The 18,292-nt window shown below is 69.4% G+C and carries 19 protein-coding genes; 16 read left to right on the top strand and 3 right to left on the bottom strand.

Features of this window, described 5'->3' with window-relative positions; all coding sequences use genetic code 11:
• The first annotated feature begins 37 nt into the window (after positions 1–37).
• The 16 genes from cpaB to ACFUNE_RS32845 all read left to right on the top strand — a co-directional run bounded on the left by cpaB (position 38) and on the right by ACFUNE_RS32845 (position 15,053).
• Entirely contained in the window at positions 38–742 is a 705-nt protein-coding gene (cpaB, locus tag ACFUNE_RS32920; protein WP_383575597.1) for a Flp pilus assembly protein CpaB, read from the top strand.
• Positions 743–749: 7 nt separating this feature from the next.
• A complete protein-coding gene (locus ACFUNE_RS32915; RefSeq protein ID WP_383575595.1) occupies positions 750–1,994 on the top strand; it encodes a CpaE family protein in 1,245 nt (414 codons plus the stop codon).
• A 53-nt stretch (positions 1,995–2,047) separates the two neighbouring features.
• Positions 2,048–2,476, top strand: coding sequence for a TadE/TadG family type IV pilus assembly protein (locus tag ACFUNE_RS32910; RefSeq protein ID WP_383575593.1), 429 nt, complete (start codon positions 2,048–2,050; stop codon positions 2,474–2,476).
• A 3-nt stretch (positions 2,477–2,479) separates the two neighbouring features.
• Entirely contained in the window at positions 2,480–2,857 is a 378-nt protein-coding gene (locus ACFUNE_RS32905; protein WP_383575591.1) for a TadE/TadG family type IV pilus assembly protein, read from the top strand.
• Positions 2,858–2,918: 61 nt separating this feature from the next.
• Positions 2,919–4,256 (top strand): CpaF family protein, encoded by a 1,338-nt coding sequence (locus ACFUNE_RS32900; protein WP_383575590.1) that lies wholly within the window; start codon positions 2,919–2,921, stop codon positions 4,254–4,256.
• A 10-nt stretch (positions 4,257–4,266) separates the two neighbouring features.
• Positions 4,267–5,205, top strand: a complete 939-nt coding sequence (locus ACFUNE_RS32895; RefSeq protein WP_383575588.1) for a type II secretion system F family protein — start codon at positions 4,267–4,269, stop codon at positions 5,203–5,205.
• Positions 5,206–5,218: 13 nt separating this feature from the next.
• Positions 5,219–6,106 (top strand): DUF5936 domain-containing protein, encoded by an 888-nt coding sequence (locus ACFUNE_RS32890; protein WP_383575585.1) that lies wholly within the window; start codon positions 5,219–5,221, stop codon positions 6,104–6,106.
• A gap of 42 nt (positions 6,107–6,148) precedes the next feature.
• On the top strand, positions 6,149–7,507 hold the full coding sequence (locus ACFUNE_RS32885) for a sensor histidine kinase (protein WP_383575583.1): 1,359 nt from the start codon (positions 6,149–6,151) through the stop codon (positions 7,505–7,507).
• Between the two features lie 78 nt (positions 7,508–7,585).
• Positions 7,586–8,668: a response regulator gene (locus ACFUNE_RS32880; RefSeq protein WP_383575581.1), complete on the top strand. Its 1,083-nt coding sequence runs from the start codon at positions 7,586–7,588 to the stop codon at positions 8,666–8,668.
• Between the two features lie 221 nt (positions 8,669–8,889).
• A complete protein-coding gene (locus ACFUNE_RS32875; RefSeq protein WP_329232337.1) occupies positions 8,890–9,126 on the top strand; it encodes a hypothetical protein in 237 nt (78 codons plus the stop codon).
• Complete coding sequence (locus ACFUNE_RS32870; RefSeq protein WP_383575579.1) at positions 9,126–9,728, top strand: pilus assembly protein TadG-related protein; 603 nt, start codon at positions 9,126–9,128, stop codon at positions 9,726–9,728. The genes ACFUNE_RS32875 and ACFUNE_RS32870 overlap by 1 nt, the downstream gene beginning before the upstream one ends.
• Positions 9,729–9,821: 93 nt before the next feature.
• Complete coding sequence (locus tag ACFUNE_RS32865; protein ID WP_383575577.1) at positions 9,822–10,376, top strand: hypothetical protein; 555 nt, start codon at positions 9,822–9,824, stop codon at positions 10,374–10,376.
• A gap of 8 nt (positions 10,377–10,384) precedes the next feature.
• Positions 10,385–11,035, top strand: a complete 651-nt coding sequence (locus ACFUNE_RS32860; RefSeq protein ID WP_383575575.1) for an OmpA family protein — start codon at positions 10,385–10,387, stop codon at positions 11,033–11,035.
• Positions 11,036–11,310: 275 nt separating this feature from the next.
• Entirely contained in the window at positions 11,311–13,743 is a 2,433-nt protein-coding gene (locus ACFUNE_RS32855; protein WP_383575573.1) for a Tox-REase-5 domain-containing protein, read from the top strand.
• Positions 13,744–13,776: 33 nt separating this feature from the next.
• The gene (locus tag ACFUNE_RS32850) at positions 13,777–14,496 is read left to right on the top strand and encodes a hypothetical protein (protein WP_383575571.1); all 720 of its coding nucleotides are present in this window, start codon (positions 13,777–13,779) and stop codon (positions 14,494–14,496) included.
• Positions 14,493–15,053, top strand: a complete 561-nt coding sequence (locus ACFUNE_RS32845) for a hypothetical protein (protein WP_383575569.1) — start codon at positions 14,493–14,495, stop codon at positions 15,051–15,053. The genes ACFUNE_RS32850 and ACFUNE_RS32845 overlap by 4 nt, the downstream gene beginning before the upstream one ends.
• Before the next feature lie 44 nt (positions 15,054–15,097).
• Here ACFUNE_RS32845 and ACFUNE_RS32840 read toward each other — a convergent pair whose 3' ends face one another.
• The 3 genes from ACFUNE_RS32840 to ACFUNE_RS32830 are packed head-to-tail and all read right to left on the bottom strand — an operon-like array spanning position 15,098 to position 18,167.
• The gene (locus ACFUNE_RS32840) at positions 15,098–15,547 is read right to left on the bottom strand and encodes a DUF3592 domain-containing protein (protein WP_383575567.1); all 450 of its coding nucleotides are present in this window, start codon (positions 15,545–15,547) and stop codon (positions 15,098–15,100) included.
• A gap of 20 nt (positions 15,548–15,567) precedes the next feature.
• Positions 15,568–16,149: a hypothetical protein gene (locus tag ACFUNE_RS32835; RefSeq protein ID WP_383575565.1), complete on the bottom strand. Its 582-nt coding sequence runs from the start codon at positions 16,147–16,149 to the stop codon at positions 15,568–15,570.
• Positions 16,150–16,169: 20 nt separating this feature from the next.
• Complete coding sequence (locus ACFUNE_RS32830; RefSeq protein WP_383575563.1) at positions 16,170–18,167, bottom strand: hypothetical protein; 1,998 nt, start codon at positions 18,165–18,167, stop codon at positions 16,170–16,172.
• Positions 18,168–18,292 lie beyond the last annotated feature (125 nt).

The raw sequence follows: 18,292 nt of genomic DNA, 5'->3' as shown, positions 1-18,292 counted from the left end.
GCTCCACGCATCCGATTCGAACGAGGTTGTCCGGCCCATGAACTCCCGCCAGCGCCGCGGCGTGATACTCCTGCTCCTCTCGGTCCTGTGCGCCTTCGGCGCCTTCGCCGGGGTGCTCTCGGTGATCAGCGACGTCAACTCGAAGGTCGGACCCGAGGTCGACGCCTACCGGCTCAAGACCAACGTGGCGCCCTACACGGGCTTGTCCGCCGGCCAGTTCGAGAAGGTCTCCATGCCCAAACGCTGGCTGTCGGACAACGCCGTCACGGACATCGGTGAGATCGACGGCAAGATCGCCGTGACGCAGCTGCAGAAGGGCTCCCTGATGCAGTCCGACATGATGGTCAAGAGCCCGGAACTGCGGCCGGGCGAGCAGGAGATCGCCATCATGATCGACGCGGCGACCGGTGTGGCGGGCAAGATCCACCCGGACGACAAGGTCAACATCTACGCCACCTTCGCGGGTGAACGGGACGGCGACGTATCCCAGTCCAAGGTCATCGTCTCCAACGCGAAGGTGCTGGACGTAGGCCAGCTGACCGCACTGGACCCGGACGGGGACGACAGGAACCAGGCGTCCGAGGTCGTGCCGATCACCTTCGCCCTCAACACCCTCGACACCCAGCGCGTCGCGTACGCGGAGTCCTTCGCCGAGCACGTACGCCTCGCGCTGATCGCGCCCGGCAGCGACGGCACGATCCGCCCCGGCGACCGCACCTACACGCTCGACAAGGACAAGTGAGGACCGGATGACCGCGAGGATCCTCCCGGCCGTCGGCGACGCCGACGCGGCCAGGTCCGTGACCACCCTGCTCAGCCAGCTCCCGGACGCGGAGCCGGCCGCCCCGGCCGGAGACTCGACGCAGCTCATCGACACCCTCGCCCGCCTCGCGGGCGAGTCCATCGAGGAACTGCCCGAGGTGGTGCTCGTCCACGAGCGGATCGGCCCGGTGCCCGCCCTGGAACTGATCCGGGAGGTGTCCCTGCGCTTCCCCGCCGTCGGGGTCGTGCTGATCACCGCCGACGCGAGCCAGGGCCTCTTCGCCGCGGCGATGGACGCCGGAGCGCGGGGCCTGGTCACTCTCCCGCTGAGCTACGAGGAGCTCGCCAACCGCGTTCAGGCCGCCGCCCAGTGGTCCACCGGCGTGCGGCGCCACCTCGGAGCGGGCGCCGACGTGTTCACCGGGCCCGGCGGCACCGTCGTCACCGTCACCGGGGCCAAGGGGGGTGTGGGGGCCACCGTCACAGCCGTGCAGCTGGCCCTCGCGGCACAGGCCTCGGGGTACACGGCCGCGCTCGTCGACCTGGACCTCCAGACCGGCGACATCGCCTCGTACCTCGACGTACAGTTCCGGCGTTCCATCGTCGACCTCGCGGCCATCACCGACATATCCCCGCGTGTTCTGTCCGACGCCGTCTTCTCGCACTCCACGGGCATGGCCCTGCTGCTCGCGCCCGGCGAGGGCGAACGCGGCGAGGAGGTCAGTGACCGCTCCGCCCGCCAGATCGTCAGTGCCCTGCGATCCCGCTACGAGATCGTCGTCATCGACTGCGGGAGCCAGATGAACGGGGCGAACGCGGCGGCGATCGAGATGGCCGACACCGCCGTACTGGTGACGACGCCGGACGTCGTCTCAGTGCGGGGTGCCAAGCGCATCGTCCGTATGTGGGACCGGCTCCAGATCCGCAAGGCCGAGGAGACGGTCACCCTCGTCAACCGCTTCAACCGCAACACCGAGATCCAGCCGCCGCTGATCCAGCGGATCACCGGAACCCGGATGGCGGCCACGGCGGTCCCGGCGAACTTCAAGGAGCTCCAGGGGGCGGTCGATTCCGGAAGGATGCACGAACTCGACGCCAAGAGCGTGGTCAAGCAGGCACTCTGGAGCCTCGCCGGGGAGCTCGGGCTGGTGAAGGCCTCCGAGAAGGGCGAGAAGGGCGGCGGGAAGTACCGCAACGACCGGGGCGCCCTCGGGCGCGCACGCCGCAAGTGAGACAGCACGGCTCAGGACGGTGGCACGACCGAGACGAGGGGGCATGTTGACCGATGACCATCATGCGGAGAGCGGGCACGGGGATACCCGGACGGCGACGCGTGGCCACGGACGGGCGACGAGCCCGTGACCGCGGCCAGACCGCGATCGAGTTCGTCGGAGTCACGCCGCTGATCATTCTGGTGGCTGTCGCGCTCTGGCAGTGCGCGCTGATCGGTTACACCTACAGTCTCGCGGGCAACGCCGCGGACGAGGGAGCGCGCGCGGGCACCGGCGCACCCTTCTCACGCGCGGCCGCCTGCCGGCAGGCGGCCGACGAGGACCTTCCGGACGCCTGGGCGGCGGGGGCCGACATCAGCTGCCGCTCGGAGATCGGCATGTACCGGGCCGTGGTCTCCCTGAAGGTGCCCGTGATGGTCCCCGGCGTACTGGACTTCCCGATGACCGTCGAGGGCGACGCAGCCGCGGTCAAGGAGGGCTGAGCGATGAACGTGGCACAGGAACAGGGCAGGAGGCGTACCGACCGGGGGCAGGTCGCCATCGAGTACATGGGGTTCATCCCGCTGCTGCTGATCGTCGGGCTGTTCGCCATCCAGCTGGGGGTCGCCGCCTACACGGTGAGCCAGGCAGGGACGGGCGCGCGGGCAGCCGCCCGCATGGCCAGCTTCGACAGGCCGGACCTGCCTCCCCCGGCGGCGGGCCGGGCTGCGATGAGCGACTGGCTGGCCGACGATTCGGCCTTCGTCCCCAGCTGGGGCGTCGACGACGTGAAGTACACCGCCCGGGTGAAGATCCCCTCGGTCGTCCCCGGCATCGACGACTGGGGCTGGGCGGAGCGGAGCTCGACGATGCCACGCGACTGACCCGCCCGATCCAGCACCCGGTGCGTCCGGCAACCGGCCCACCAGACCGAGGAGTCACTGCATGAGCCTGCGGGCACGCATCACCGCCCCCGAGGAGCGCGGCGGGGGACGGGAGGACGGCCACATGGTCGCCACCTACCGCGCCAAGCTGCTCGAGGAGATCGACCTCGCGGAGATGTCCTCGCTGGCCGCCGCCGACCGGCGGGCCCGCCTCGAACGCGTCCTCGGCCACATCATCAGCCGCGAGGGGCCGGTCCTCTCGACCGTCGAACGCTCGCAGCTCATCCGGCGGGTGGTCGACGAGGCACTCGGCCTCGGCATCCTGGAGCCCCTGCTCGAAGACGCCTCCATCACCGAGATCATGGTGAACGGGCCGGACCAGATCTTCGTCGAGCGAAGCGGCAAGGTCGAACAGCTCCCCATGCGCTTCGGCTCGCACGAACAGCTGATGCAGACCATCGAACGCATCGTGTCGACCGTCAACCGCAGGGTCGACGAGTCGAACCCCATGGTGGACGCCCGCCTGCCCAGCGGCGAGCGCGTCAACGTGATCATCCCGCCGCTGTCGCTGACCGGCGCGACCCTCACCATCCGTCGCTTCCCGCGCTCCTTCACCCTGCCGGAGATGATCTCCTTCGGTTCGCTCGACGAGCAGATGCTCATCCTGCTGTCGGGGCTCGTGCAGGCCAAGCTCAACATCATCGTCTCGGGAGCCACGGGTACCGGCAAGACGACCCTGCTCAACGCGCTCTCCGGCCTGATCCCCGACCACGAACGCATCGTCACCATCGAGGACTCCGCCGAACTCCAGCTCCAGCAGAACCACGTGATCCGTCTGGAGTCACGCCCCGCCAACGTCGAGGGCAAGGGGCAGATCACCATCCGGGACCTCGTCCGCAACTCCCTCCGCATGCGTCCCGACCGCATCGTCGTGGGTGAGGTCCGTGGCGGTGAGTCCCTCGACATGCTCCAGGCGATGTCGACGGGTCACGACGGATCACTTGCCACCGTCCACGCGAACAGCGCCGAGGATGCCCTCATGCGTCTTCAGACGCTGGCCTCGATGTCCGAGATCAAGATCCCCTTCGAGGCGCTGCACGACCAGATCAACAGCGCGGTCGACGTGATCGTCCAGCTCACCCGGCATGCGGACGGCGCCAGGAAGATCACGGAGATCGCGGTGCTGGACTCCCACGGCCGCGAGAACTACCGCATCGTCTCCGTCGCCAGGTTCAACGCGCAGCCGATGTCCGCCGACGGCCGGATCCACGGTCAGTTCCAGTACCTCCCGCTCCCCCGAAGGACCGCCGAGCGCCTCTACATGGCGAGCCAGCCCATTCCGCAGGCTTTCGGGGTCGCCTCGTCCGAAGAACAACTCGCCACCCGAGAGGCCAAGTAGGTACCGCGCCATGAACAATCTCCCCCTGATCACGGTCGGCGTCACGCTGCTGTGCGGTGTACTCGGCGTCGCGGGCCTGCACACCTACTCCGCGGGCCGGGCGGACCGCGAGGCGCTGGTCGACCGGCTTTCGCACACCGGACAGATCACGGAAGGCGGCCGGCCCCGGCGGTTCCGGGGCATCGACCGACGGCTGCGCGCCACGCGGCTGGGCCGCAGGATCGAGCTGAAGCTGGCCGCGACGGGCCTCGGGATCACGCCGGGAGAGTTCTTCGTCTACGCGCTCGTGGCGGTGGCGGCCGTCTGGATGATCGCGTCCTCACTCCTGGCCTCGTTCTTCGGACCGGTGGCCGCACTCATCGCCCTGTGGGGTGCGAACACCTTTCTCAACTGGCAGCGCGCCAAGCGCACGGAGCGTTTCATCAACCAGCTCCCCGAGCTCTCCCGCATCCTCGCCAACGCCACCCAGGCGGGGCTCGCCCTGCGCACCGCCATCTCCATGGCCGCGGAGGAGATGGACGACCCGGCGGGCGAGGAACTGGCCCGCGTAGCGCGCCGTCTGGCCGTGGGAGAGCCGCTCGACGACGCACTCAGCGAGCTGACCGACCGGCTGCCCTCCAGGGAACTCGTCGTCCTGGTCACGACGCTGGTCCTCTCCAACCGGGCCGGAGGCACGGTCGTCAGCTCGCTGCGCAACCTCACCCAGACGCTTGAGGAGCGGAAGGAGACCCGGCGAGAGGTGAAGACCCAGCTGTCCCAGGTGACGGTCACGGCGTACGCGGTGCCGATCTTCGGACTGGGGGCCATGCTCCTGATGAACTCGGTCATGCCCGGCGCGCTCGACCGCATGACCGGTGCACTGATCGGCCAGGTGGCTGTGGTCGTGTCACTGATCCTCTACACGATCGGGTTCGTCGTGATCCGGCGCCTGTCGCGCATCGACGTCTGAAAGGCGACCTGACATGGACCTGATTCTTGCCGCCGTCGTGGGTCTGGCCGTCTACGGGGCGATCCACGGCATACGCATGTACCGCGCGGAGGCGAAGCTGCCGGGTGACCTCGCGGTCGCCCTCGAGGTCGGTGCCAGCCGGACGACCGTGGTCGGCTCCGGAGTCGACCGCATGGGCATGCGCTGGGCACCGGCGGTCCTCCGCATGATGGGCCCCAAGGCCGTCAGCAAGAAGCGCCGGCAGATCGACCTGGCGGGCAACCCGGGCGGGCTCACCATCGACCGCTACGCGGCGCGTCGAGCGGTGTACGGGGTGCTGGGGCTGATCGCGGCGCTCCTGATGCTCGCCCGCGGGCAGATCCTCGTCGCACTGTTCATGGCGGCCTTCGGCCTGTTCTGGGTCGAGGCAGGCATCTGGTCCGCGGTCCGGGTGCGCCGTGACCACATCGACCGGACGCTGCCCGACTTCCTCGACGTGCTGGCGGTCGTGGTCTCGGCGGGCCTCGGATTCCGTCAGGCCCTGGGACGGGTGGCCGACCGGTACGAGGGTCCATGGGCCGACGAGCTCCGCATCACCTTGCGGCAGATGGACATGGGCGTCAGCCGGCGGGAAGCGTTCGAGCAGCTTCGTAAACGCAACGACTCGGAGCAGGTCGCGATGTTCGTGACCACGCTCCAGCAGGGTGAGGAACTCGGCGCACCCATCGTCGAGACACTCATCCAGATCGCCAACGACATGCGTCGGACCGATGCCCAGAACGCGCGTCGCAAGGCATCGAAGGCTGTCCCCAAAGCGACTTTCGCGGTGACCTCGTTCCTGTTGCCGGGGACTCTGATCCTGCTGGTCGTCGGCTTCGTCTACGGCGCCGACGTCGACTTCAGCTTCCTGGGCGGTGGCTGACGACATGGCCCGGACCATCGGGGAACGGGAGGTGAAGGAGCCATGGCGAGCCAGGTCAGGCTGTTCACCGCACGGCTGAGGGCGGAAGTGGGCACCGCGGCCCAGGTCGCCGCACGTCCCCGTCCCGCACTCGCGATCCAGGTCAACGCGCTACAGGCGATGTGCCGCCAGGTGTTCGGATTCCGGCTCGCCATGATCGCCATCGCGACTCCGTTCGCCATGGCCGGAACCGCGCCGGGGTTCGCCACCTGGCTGGTCGGCATGGCGATCGTCGTCACGTTCATGGGTTCGTACGTCCTCTTCCGGGACTGGGAGCGCTTCGGTCCCCTGCTCCTGCGCCACCCCTGGGTCCTCGCGGTCGACGCCCTCTTCGGCTCCCTCCTGCTGATCACCGCCACCCCCGAGTCCACCCTGGCCTACGTCACCGTCTGCACCCCTCTCCTGGCCGGTCTCACCACCGGCTGGCGGGGAGCGGCGATCTTCGCGGCCTTCCAGTCAGTGATCATCTTCGGTGTGTACGGCACGAGCGACGATCTGGAGGCCGGCGGTGCGGCGTCACTCCTGCTGCCGGGCTTCTGTGCGGTCGCCGGAGCGGCCGGAGTAACGCTCCGGAACCTGCTCCTGCGCTTCGGATCCGCCAGCCAGGCACTCACCGAGACCAGGGCGCGGCTGGCCGTGAGCGAAGCCGTGGAAGGTGAACGCACCCGCCTCGCCCGGGAGATGCACGACTCCGTCGCCAAGACCCTCCACGGGCTGGCCCTGGCTGCCGACGGCCTCGCCCATTCCGCCGACCGTATGGACCCGCTCACCGTCAAGCACCAGGCGGAACTGGTGGCCCGATCCGCCCGCCGGGCCGCCGCGGAGTCACGCGAACTCCTCTCCGATCTCCGCCGCGAATCCGGCCTGGACGGCGGGGTGGACGTCATCGCCGAGCTCGCCGCCCGCGTGGACGACTTCAGCGGCAGGCACGCCCTGTCCGCCGTCTTCCGCCTGCTCAACGACGCACCCGTGCCGCCGATCCCTCACGTGGTGGCACGGCAACTGCTCACCATCGCCTCGGAGGCGATGGAGAACGCCCACCGCCACGCCCACCCCACCTACGTCGTCGTCCTCGCCGGAATCAAGGGAGACGTCCTGCGCGTCACCGTGTACGACGACGGTCAGGGCCTGCCCGCCGGGACGACGCTCGACAGCCTGAAACGAGGGGGGCACTTCGGCCTCCTCGGCATGGTCGAACGCGCAGCGTCGATCGGTGCCCGTATCCGTATCGGCAAGGGCAGAGCCGCCAAGGGCACCGAGGTACGCCTGGAGCTGCCCATGGCCGCCCTCGCGCCCGCTCCGGTGTCCGCACCCGGGTACGCGGCCGGACCGGACGGAGCATTCGTGCCGCAACTGGAGTGACCTGCTCGTCCTTCCGTCCCGCTCGCCGCCCCACCCTCCGCTCCACCTCCGTCCCCAACCCTGAGAGGAGGTCGCAGAATGCCGGACGACATCTCGCGCGCGTCGGGCCAGAACTGGGCAGCACGGAACCACGCCTCCCAGCACAGCTCCTCGCGCGCCGCCCGGCCGAGCTCGGACCAGAGCTCCGCCGGTTTCTCCGTTCCCCAGCGCTCCACGGCATCCGAGGAACTGCCCGCATTTCCGTCCGGCCCCGGCGCACCCGCGGCGGTCCCCCTGAGAGTCGTCGTCGCCGACGACAACCCGGTTGTCCGTGCGGGACTCGGAGTCCTGCTGTCCGGCAGGGCCGACATCGAAGTGGTCGCCGAGGCGGCGGACGGCCGGCAGGCCTACGACGAAGCCGTGCGGCACCGCCCCGACGTCGTCCTGCTCGATGTCCGGATGCCAGGCGTGGACGGCATCTCCGCTTTGCCGCACCTGGTGCAGGTTGCACCCGTGATGATGCTGACCTACAGCCGTGAGAGCGAGGTCGTGCACGAGGCACTCCGCCTCGGAGCAGGCGGCTACCTCGTCCACGGGGAGTTCACGGCGGACCAGCTCGTGCAGGCCGTCAGGGACACCAGGGCAGGCCGTGCGCATTTCACGGCCACCGCGGCCGACGCGCTCCTCGCCCATATGCGGCAGGGCCCCGGACGACCGGGGCAGGCTCTGCCCGAGGGCCTGGGCACGGCGTTGACAGCCGGGCCCCCGCACGTGGGAGGGGGCTACGAAGGCCCGCGCCCGCCCGCCGCGGCCTACGGCACGCAGCAGCACGAACCTCGCGCGGAACCGGGGTACGCGCCGGAGCGACCCGCTGAGAACAGGCAGGGTCTTTCGCACATGCAACCTTTTGTGGCACAGTCGTCGAATCGGGAGGGTGCTTCCAACAGGGCGCAGTATCAGCTGAGTTCGCGGGAGGTCGAAGTCATGGAGCTGATTTCGTCGGGAATGAGCAACCAGCAGATCGCCGCGACCTGTTTCATCAGCGAAAAGACTGTCAAGAACCACATCAATCGCATCTTCACCAAGCTGCACAGCAGTAGCAGGAGCGAGGCGATCGCCCGCTGGCTCGGCACCGCGCCGAGTGCGGGGCCCGGAACCGGGGGGACAGGCAGCCATGGATGAACGGGGCAGGGGCAGGCGGCTCTGCCGAGTAGGGCCTCGGGCCCAACTCGGCCTTTGGGCCCGCGATTGGGCCCACGGGCCCTCCGGTGCACAGGGTGTGCCGACGTACGTTTCTCATGTCGAAAGCGGCACCGGCCAGGAGGAAGCCGGTTACGCGGAAGGCACCACAGAGACGTACGCGTCGGCCGTCCCACGGTCGGCCGATACCGGAGGGGTACACCATGTCGAACACCGTGCTGAAGACCGCAGTCCAGACCCAGCTGGCCGTGCGGGGCTGGAAGAACACCGTCGTGACCCGGATGGCGGGCCGCGAGCGCTCGCAGGGCCAGACGGCGTTCGAGTACCTCGGCATCATCCTCGTGGTCATCGCGATCATCGGTGGCATCGTGGGCCTGGGTATCGGCACGTCGATCACGACGCGGATCGGCAAGCTGGTGGACCAGATCAAGGCTGGCTAATGGCCGGAGGATTTCGCGGAGACCGAGGGCAGGCCTTCCCCATCTATGTCGTGATGGTGGTGGGCCTGCTCTTCGTCGCGTTCGCGTTCTTCGCGGTCGGTCAGGCAGCCGCCACGCGCAACGGAGCCCAGGGTGCCGCGGACGCTGCGGCTCTCGCGGCCGCCCAGGACGCCCGTGACGGAATGGGACCGGAGTTCCTCGCGGCGCTGCGTACGCCCGAGGGCCTGGACCAGTTCCTTCGGAAGCACCAGTTCTACAACCGGTGCGGGTCGGCGGGTCGTCTCGCCGCCGCGAACGAATCGGATGTTCGTGGTGAGTGCTCGTGGGACTACGGCTATCTGCAGGACGCTGTCACGGTGAATGTGGAGACCCGCAACACTGTCGGCAGATCGGTGATTCCCGGCACGGAGGACGATCACGCCACCGCCGATGCCACCGCGGTGATCGAGTTCCGTTGCAGCCCCAAGCCCGATGACATCGTCGGCGCCCTGGTCACCCTGAGCTGTGACGGCCGGGGCGGTTTCGGTATCGACCTGGCGAAACCCGAACGATGGTCCGTTCTGGTCAAGACGCTTTTTTCCGTGCACCTGATCGACCGTTGACCGCGAATCACGAGTGAGAAAGCAGAATCCATGAGCATCCGGCGTGCTACAGAGCCTCGAAGGGCAGTGGCGGCTGCCTCCATGGTGGTCGTCATGGCCTTTTCCGTCATGGCCTGCGGTGGTGAGGACGGAGGTGACGGTGGTGCGGAGAACAACGCGACGTCCTCCTCCTCCGCCACGGCGAAGCCCACGGACGACGGTGCGGGGGGCAAGGAGGACACCGCCGCAGGGGACAACGTGGACCCGAATGTGAAGCTGGCGGAAATCAAGGGCGCCAAGGACATGGTCCTCGTCATCAACGAGGTGAAGCGTGACTCGTCGGGGTTCGTCACGGTTCAGGGGACCATGACGAACGAGGGAGACGAACCGGTCAACCCCTCGGGCTGGTCCGGCAGCGAACCGATCATCGTACAGACGAACCTCAATTCCGTCGGTGGTGCCACACTCGTCGACAAGACGGGAAAGAAGCGCTACTACATCCTGAGGGACACGGACGGGCGTTGCCTTTGCACAGCGGGGATCTCGGGTGTCATGCCCGGTAAGTCCCTGCCGGTGTTCATGCAATTCCCGGCCCCGCCGGAGACGACCACGGAGGTCGACTTCACCCTGCCGACCTTCGCGACGACCTCGCTGAAGATCTCCGGGTGATGATCAACATGACACGTATCCGTACACGGTTCAGGGCGTCGGATTCGGCAGGGGTGGTCATCGCGACAGCCGTGCTGGTGGCCGGTGCGACGATGCTTGGAGCCGGTCCGGCTCTTGCGGACGACGGGCCCAGTGTTCCGCCCGGTACCGAAGCGAGTGCCGAGCCCCCCGTCGAGGTCGACGGCAATGATCCGGACCTGCAGATGCCCGAGGGCGGAACGCTCGCGCCTGCCAGGGTCCTCGACATCATCCAGGTGGTGGAGGACCTGGGGGGCGAGGAGCGCCGCGAGGACAGCAACGCGGACATCAAGTTCGCGCTCCAGGCCGAGGTCCTCTTCGGCAAGGACAGCGCCAAGCTGGGCCCGGAGGCGAATTCGCGCATCTCCGCCATCGCCGATGAGATCGAGAAGCAGAACGCCACCAAGGTCCGCGTGTTCGGCTTCACCGACGACCTCGGTTCCTCCGCCCACGGTGACGTGCTGTCCAAGCAGCGCGCCGAAGCGGTCAACGGCGTGCTGTCCAAGCAACTGCCCCCGACGGTCACCTTCGAGATCCGTGGGTACGGCGAGGAGTACCCCATCTCCGACAACAGCACGGAGGAGGGCCGGAAGAAGAACCGCCGCGTGGAGGTCTCCTTCCAGCGTGGCGGCAGCTCCTGAGCTCTGTCCATACCGCGGGGCCGGCACCGGGTGGTGTCGGCCCCGACGCGTGTCGGAGCAGGCGGTCTGCCTTCCGTCGACGCCCGTATTTGGGCCCTGAGGCCCATGCCGGTGGGCGTCGTCCCGTGGTCGGATGAATGTCGTGGGTGAAATCCCGCGCATGGACGACTGGTTGGGGGATCAGGGTGTCTGGCACAGGAGGCTTCGCGGCTGTCGGCGGCTCGGGTTGGATAGCGGGCCCTTCGGGGAGGACGTCGCTGCCGAGGCCTCTGCACGTGGTGCTGGTCCTCGTCCGGGTGCTGTTCGGGTTCACGGTGGCCGGAGGCATCAGTGGGCTGATGCTGGCGGCGTCGGTCGACGGCGTCGACGGCGAGCTGCTCGGGCTCCTGCTGTACGCCGCCCTGCCCGGTGCTGCGGGCTTCACCCTGTCGATGCATGTCCGCACGGGTGATGTCTGGATCTGGCGCGGGCTCCTCGGTGTCCACGTGTGGTTCCTTCTCGGGGCATGCGCGACGCTGAGCGGCGGGCAGACCGGGCGTGGTCTGACCCAGCTCGTGATCCCGCTGGTCACCCTGGCCCTGTTGCTCCGCCGCAGTTCCCGTGACTGGTTCGATCTCCGACCTGAACAGCGAGCCCCGCACCGGCCGTTCAGCATCCCCCGGATGATCACGTGGCGCCGTGACGGTGGGCAGACCGCCCTCGAGTACCTGGGCCTGATCCTGGTTGTCGTGGCCCTCATCGGCGGGCTGGTGGCCACCGGTATCGGCAGCCAGCTGACCGGTGGTATCCGTAGCGCACTCTGTGAGCTGACCGGTAGTTCGTGCCCGGCACCCGCCCCCGGTGACGTGGTCGCGGGTGAGGGTGACACGGGCGGAACCGCAGACGGGGGAGTGGACGGCGGGGGCACGGTCACCGGCGGATCCAGCACGGGAGGCTCGGACGCGGGAGGTGCCGATACGGGTGGCGCCGCCTCAGGCGGCAGCACCGGGGGCACTTCCGGCGGAAGCACCGAAGGCACGACCGGCGGCACCACGACCGGCGGCACCACAACCGGCGGCACCGAAGGCACGACCGGCGGCACCTCGACCGGCGGCACCGACGGCGGGTCCGGCGGCTCCGGCGGAAGCACCGAAGGCACGACCGGCGGCACCGAAGGCGCGACCGGGACCGCGACCGGCGGCACCGAAGGCACGACCGGCGGCACCTCGACCGGCGGCACCGAAGGCGCGTCCGGTGGCACCGGCGGGGACACCGGAGGCAGCACCGGTGGCACGGAGGCCGACCCTGCGAGCAGCGTGCAGGAGGAGACCGACGAGGAGAAGAACGACGCCGCCGACGACGAGCCCGGCTGGGAGGACGACGAAGCCGCCGGAGACGACGCCAAGGAGGACGACGAGGACTGCTTCTCCGGATTCGGGGCCTTCTTCTCCTGTGCCGGGGACAAGGTCAAGCAGGTCGGCCAGGGTCTCTTCGTCGACGGGATCTGGGGCGACGTCACCGGGATCTGGGACACGGTCACGGACCTCCCCGGCACCTGGGACGGCATCAAGGACTACGGCAGCTCGCTCGGCGACGCCTGGTCCGAGGGCACGAAGGACGCCGGTGAGAAGTGGAGCAAGGGTGACTACTGGGATGCCCTGACCGACTGGGGCGGCTCCTCCGTCGACACGGGGCTGACCGTCCTCGACGACATGTTCATCGGTGACGAGGTCAAGGACCAGTGGAACAACGGTCAGAAGACCCGTGCCGGCACCAACGTCGTGTGGAACATCGGCTCCCTCTTCATTCCCGGGTACGGCGAGGCCAAGATCGCCCAGAAGCTGGGCAAGCTCGGGAAACTGGGCAAGCTCGGCAAGCTCGGCGAGGCGGCCCAGAAGGCGGGCAAGGCCGCCGAGCGGGCCCGCAAGGCCGCGGGCAAGGGCGACGTCGACGGCGCGAAGAAGGCCGCGGACGAGGCCCAGGAGCATGCCGACGACGCGGCCGACGAACTGGCCGAGAAGGGCTGCCTGATCAGCTCGGGGCCGCTCGGCGGCGGCCTGTCGCAGCCCTCGTACGCCGGAGGTGTGAACGCGGCCGCGGGCACCCCGGTCGCGTACCGCGTCAACGGCCTCCCGGTGCTCTTCGCGGCGGAGAAGGACTGCGACGGGGTCAGCCAGGAGGAGGTCGACGCCGCCGAGCAGGCGCAGAAGGACGCGGACGCGGCCAAGGAGGCGGCGAAGGAGGCCAGTCGCAAGCAGGTCGCGAAGTGGGCGAAGCCCTCCTGGTACGAGGACCTGAAGAATCCCCGCAAGGGCTCGAAGGACCTCGGTGCCGGCCAGTGGAAGGCCAAGAAGTCCGTGGCCTACTGGCCCGGCATGGAACGCTGGATGCGCTACCAGGAGCAGGTCTCCGGGGTGAAGCGGGGCAAGGAGTACGCCGTCAAGGACCCCAGCACCGGCAGGGACGTCGACTTCGACGGCTGGGACTCCGCCTCCCAGACGTTCAAGGAGGCTAAGTTCGGATACGGCAAGAAGGTCCGGCCCGACGGCACGCTCGAGCCGGCCCAGGCGGCGAAGTTCGTCGAACAGGCACAGCGGCAGGTCCGTGCCGCCGGTGGCAAGCCGGTGGAATGGAACTTCTCCAATCCGAAGGTCGCCGAAGCGGCACAGAAGGCGTTCGACGACGCCGACGTGGACGTGACCGTGAAGCACACTGCGGTGGAGAAGTAGCGGTAGCGGACCCACAAGGGCGGAGAGAGGCAGATGTCCGGCGAACTGGTGGTGAAGGTGTCCTGGGGGCCTCGGCCCGAGTCGTCCAGGGAGCTGGCGGCGCGCTGGCTGGAGACGCTCGGCCGGCTGTCGGCGCTGTCCGTGCCCGCGCCGGTGGACTGGTGCTGGGACACGGAGGGCGGGAAGGGAGATCCGGTCCCCTCCGGTGCCGAGGAGTTCGCCACCGTCGTCGAGGCCGGGGGGCCCGAGGAGGACGCCGACATTCTCGGCAGGCAGGCCGCCGTCGTCGGTACCTGGCCCGACGGAGGCTATGCGTATCTCAGGGCCAAGGGGGGCGGCAGCGACGCGTACACGCCGTTCACGGCCACCCTCCAACTCTTCCCGGGGCCCGGGGCGCCCGCGGGGACAGCTCCGCCGCTGTCCGGCCGCCTGCCCGAGGTCCTGACCGCCCTGGCCGAATCGTGGGAGGCCGACACCGGTCTGGCCTACGACCGCCCGCTGTTCAACGCCGTCAGGGCGGCTTTCGGCCTGCGCAACTCGCAGCCCCGCTGCGGATGGGTGACCTATCTCTCCGCCAACCGTGCCGCACTCGTGCCCGGGGATCTGCCGGGCTCCCGGCACCCGACGGCCGGCGGAGGACTGGTCCTGGACTCCGGGCGCTCCACCGAGGCGGTCGAGGCCGCCCAGCGGGCGCTCGCGGAGGCGGGTGCGCTGGAACCCCTGCCCGTCGCCGCCCCCCGGCCGGCCTGGTGAGCGGGGCACTGGAGCTCAGGGCGAGGATCCGCGAGGACATCGCCGCGATCGAGACACTGCGAACGGGCCGGTACGCGCCGCCGTGGGCGTACTGCGCCGACCCCGGCCGCTCGGCCCACGGAGAGGACTTCGCCGTCGTCGTGCTCAGGGTCAGCGACGAGTTCTACGGCGCCGGAACAGACACCGACGCCGGAACATACGCCGACCCCGACGAGCCCGGCGGGCGCATGGCCGCCGCGCACGAGGAGTTCGAGACGGAGCGCTGGGGAGTGGTGCTCGCGCTGGACGAGCGCTGGGGGGCCCACCGCGTGCTTTCCACGGCTCCGTACGAGGAGCGCGAGACGGCAGGCGCTGTCGTACCGCCGCTCTTCGCGGCGCTCATCGAGCTCGGTTACTCCGGCGACGTGCAGATCTGGGACGCGGAGGGACGCTCGGAGGGGCACTCCGAAGGGCGCCCGGAAGGGCGCGTGGTCGGGGTCGGCGTCGGGCAGATGGACAAGGAGGAGCCGGTCGTCCTCTTCGCCGCGGCCCTGGCACCGGCCTGCACCGCCGACTGACCGGCGTGCCCCGACCCGTCCCACCGGCACCTGAACCGGTGTTCTCAGAGCCAGCCCCGCTCCGCCGCGAACCCGGCCAGCAGCCCCAGCGAGAACAGCCCCAGCACCCCCGCGAAGACCGCCGGCATCAGTATCGGCCCCCACGCCCCCGGGCCCGCCACGGTGGCCAGCCGGTCCGGGGCCGCCGGGTCGTAGGAGATCCGCACCGGCGCCCCGACCTCGAAGCCGAACGGGCCGGGGGCGTGGTCGGTGAACTCCACCTCGCGGCCGTCCGGGGTGCGGAAGGCGAAGACGTACTCGGTGCGGTAGCGGTTCTCCGTGTCCGCGCCGCGGTCCACCACACGCCGGTCCGAGCAGCGGCCCTCGGCCCGCTCGCCGCGCCGCACCAGCCGCAGCACCCGGAACAGCCGTAGGCCGGAGCGGACCGCGAACGCGCCGAGGAACAGGCCGAACAGCAGCAGGAAGGTGGCCGTGCCACCGGGCAGTACGTCCATGAACGAGGCTCCGCTACGGGTTACTTGACGGTGACGGACTCGACGAACGCATCGAGGTCCGCCGGACTCAGCGCACCCTTCACCGCATTGATCCGGACGGCGAACGGTACGTCCTTCGAGTCCACGCCCGCCACCACGATCCCCGTCATCCGCGTTCCCTTCGCCGGGGTCGACTTCTCGCCCGTCGAGGTGAACTCGTAGTCGATCCTGCGCGCTTCCCGGGCACTCTCCTCACCCGCGAGGCGCACGTCCCGGGTGTCCTTGCGGGTCGCCCCGAGGCCGATGCCGGCGCCCGCCGCCGCGGCGGCCTCGCCGGCGTTGTCGACGCCCGTGGCGAAGTCCAGCTGGATGGACACCATGCCGGTGCGCAGGCCCTTCTCCTCCTTCAGGGCCACCGCCGCGTTGGCCTTGCTGCGCTCGGCGGCGGGCTGCGGGGCGTACCCGTCGTCCTCGGGGTAGCCGACGGACACGCTCCTCGTGTCGAGCGTGCCCCAGCCGTCCGGGACCGAGGCGGCGTCCGTGCCGCCGCAGCCGGTGAGCAGTGTCAGGCCGAGAGCGGCGGCAAGGGCCGTGCCGAGCGCCGTGGACTTCGTCAACGTCATCGCCTCTTCGTCGCGCGTGTTCACCGCGCGCAGTAGCTGTACGGGAGGTACGTGCGCTTGTCGCCCTGCGGAGCTCCGAGGAACCGCGCGTCCGTCAGTGTCTCCTTCTTGTGCTCGTCGGAGAGGGAGAATCCGAGGCTCATGCCCAGGGAGACCTCGAAGCCGAACTCCTGGGCGTCCGTCTCCCCGTGGTACTGCATCGTGCTGGACAGGCCGTCCTGGAACATCAGCTGCTCGAAGGGGTCGGTCCCGGCCGGCTTCTTCTGAAGGGACTGGTCGCCGAACATGTACTCGAAGGGTGCGGTGTTGTTGCCGGATCCGTCGAGCCACTGCTCGGCGAGGGAGCGCTTGGCCTCGGTGACCTTGTCGGTGTCCTTGCCGAAGACGATCGAGTTGGTCTGCACCTCGATGCCGGTGTCCCCGGAGGAGTCGGTCACGCTGCCCTTGCCGCCCCGCTTGTCCTTGTCCTTCTGGCCGTTGTCGCCCCCGGCCTCGCCCTTGTCCGACGTCGAGGTCTTCTCCACCGTCTTCGTCATGTCGATCCGGACGATCTTCCCGGTCTTCTGGTCACGGGTGACGGTGATGGCCCCCGTGTGGGTGTCCTTGGCCCCGGCCGTGCCGCCCAGCGGGCCGGCGGTGCCGCTCACCTTGCCCTCGATCTCGAGCTTCGCGGTGTAGGTGTACGACTCGTTGCCGTTGACGTCGTCCTTGGTGATCGTCACGTCCGGCGAGAACTTGGCCTTGCCGCCCAGCTTCGCGCTCAGCTTGGTCTCGTCGGCCGGCTTGAGGGAGAGACCGCCGTCGGCGTACACGTTGAGGCCGATGGTCGAGTAGGAGATCTTCTTGTCACCGATCTTCTTCTCGATGTCCTCCTTCTTCTCCGCCCACTTCATCCCGGAGTACCAGCCGCCGCCGTAGCCGCCGCTGTGCTTCATCGAGGTCTCCCACATCTTCATTTCCTCGATGTCGTCCCGCATCTTCTGGGCGTCCGCCTCGCTCCTGAACACCCAGGTGTCACCATTGGTGATCTTGATGCCGCCGCCGATGTCGACGTCCGCCTTGCCCAGGCTGCCGAGCTTGACGCCCGGCGTGCTGGCGTTGACCCCTGCCGAGGCGGCGTCGGTGAAGGTCATGTAGACGAGCTTGTCGTTCTCGTCGACCTTCCCGTCCTCGTTCACATCGGTGTTGGCCTGGGCCACCTTCTGCTGGAAGCCGTACTCCTCGCCCCACTCGAACCAGCCGATCTTGACCTTGCCGCCCGCCGTGTCGGAGACGTTGGATATCTGGCACAGCTTGGGCTCGTAGTCGGCGTCGGTCCTGGGCTGCGCGGTACCGTCGCCTCCCGTCGTACAGCCGCCGCCGTCCCCCGTGAGGGTGGAGACGGCACACCGGATCCGGTCGCCGATGCGGCCGCCGACTCCGGCCATGGCGAGCGCGCCGATCAGCGCGACGACCAGGACGACGACCCCGAGGTACTCCATGGCGGTGGCGCCCTGGTCACGCCAGTCGTACGAGCGTGTGTACGCCGACGAGGGCGCGGAACCCGTGTCGTCGTCCTCCAGGAGACGGTCCAGGGCCATCCCCACGGCGGCCCCGGTGACCATGGCGACGGCCGGCATCAGGAGGCCCTCGGTGCCCACGACGTCCCACGCCACGGCATAGCCGTACGCGAGCCCGGCGACGGGGACGGCGAGCGTGCCCAGGAGGTACAGGAGGCGCGATGCCCGGTGCCGGTCGGGAAGGGCGCGGCCGGCGGCCAGGACGGTCAGCACGGTCACCAGGACGGCGGGCAGGTGCAGCAGGGCCAGTCGCCAGCCGAACGATTCGAGCCGCTCGTCGGTGGCGAGCGTCTCGACGAGCGCCCGCGTCACCAGGAACCCGGTGACGGCGTAGACGAGGGCCCCGGCCGCCCAGCCGCGGGTCAGGGGGAAGAACCGGCCTTCCCCTCCCGTGCCGCCGGTGGCGCCCGACGGCACATGGCCCGGGATCCTGCCTCCCCAGTCGCTGCCACCGCTCACGGTCCACCCTCTCGCCGACACCTGCCCCGCTCTCCGTGAGAGGTGAGCGTACGGACGGAACAGGCGCGTGACCTGGGCCCCCGGCCCCAAAAGCGGGCCCAACCACGGGGGTTCGGGGCGCCTTT

This window comes from Streptomyces sp. NPDC057287 (assembly GCF_042667905.1).
GTDB lineage: Bacteria > Actinomycetota > Actinomycetes > Streptomycetales > Streptomycetaceae > Streptomyces.
This window is presented reverse-complemented; position numbering and strand designations above follow the sequence as displayed.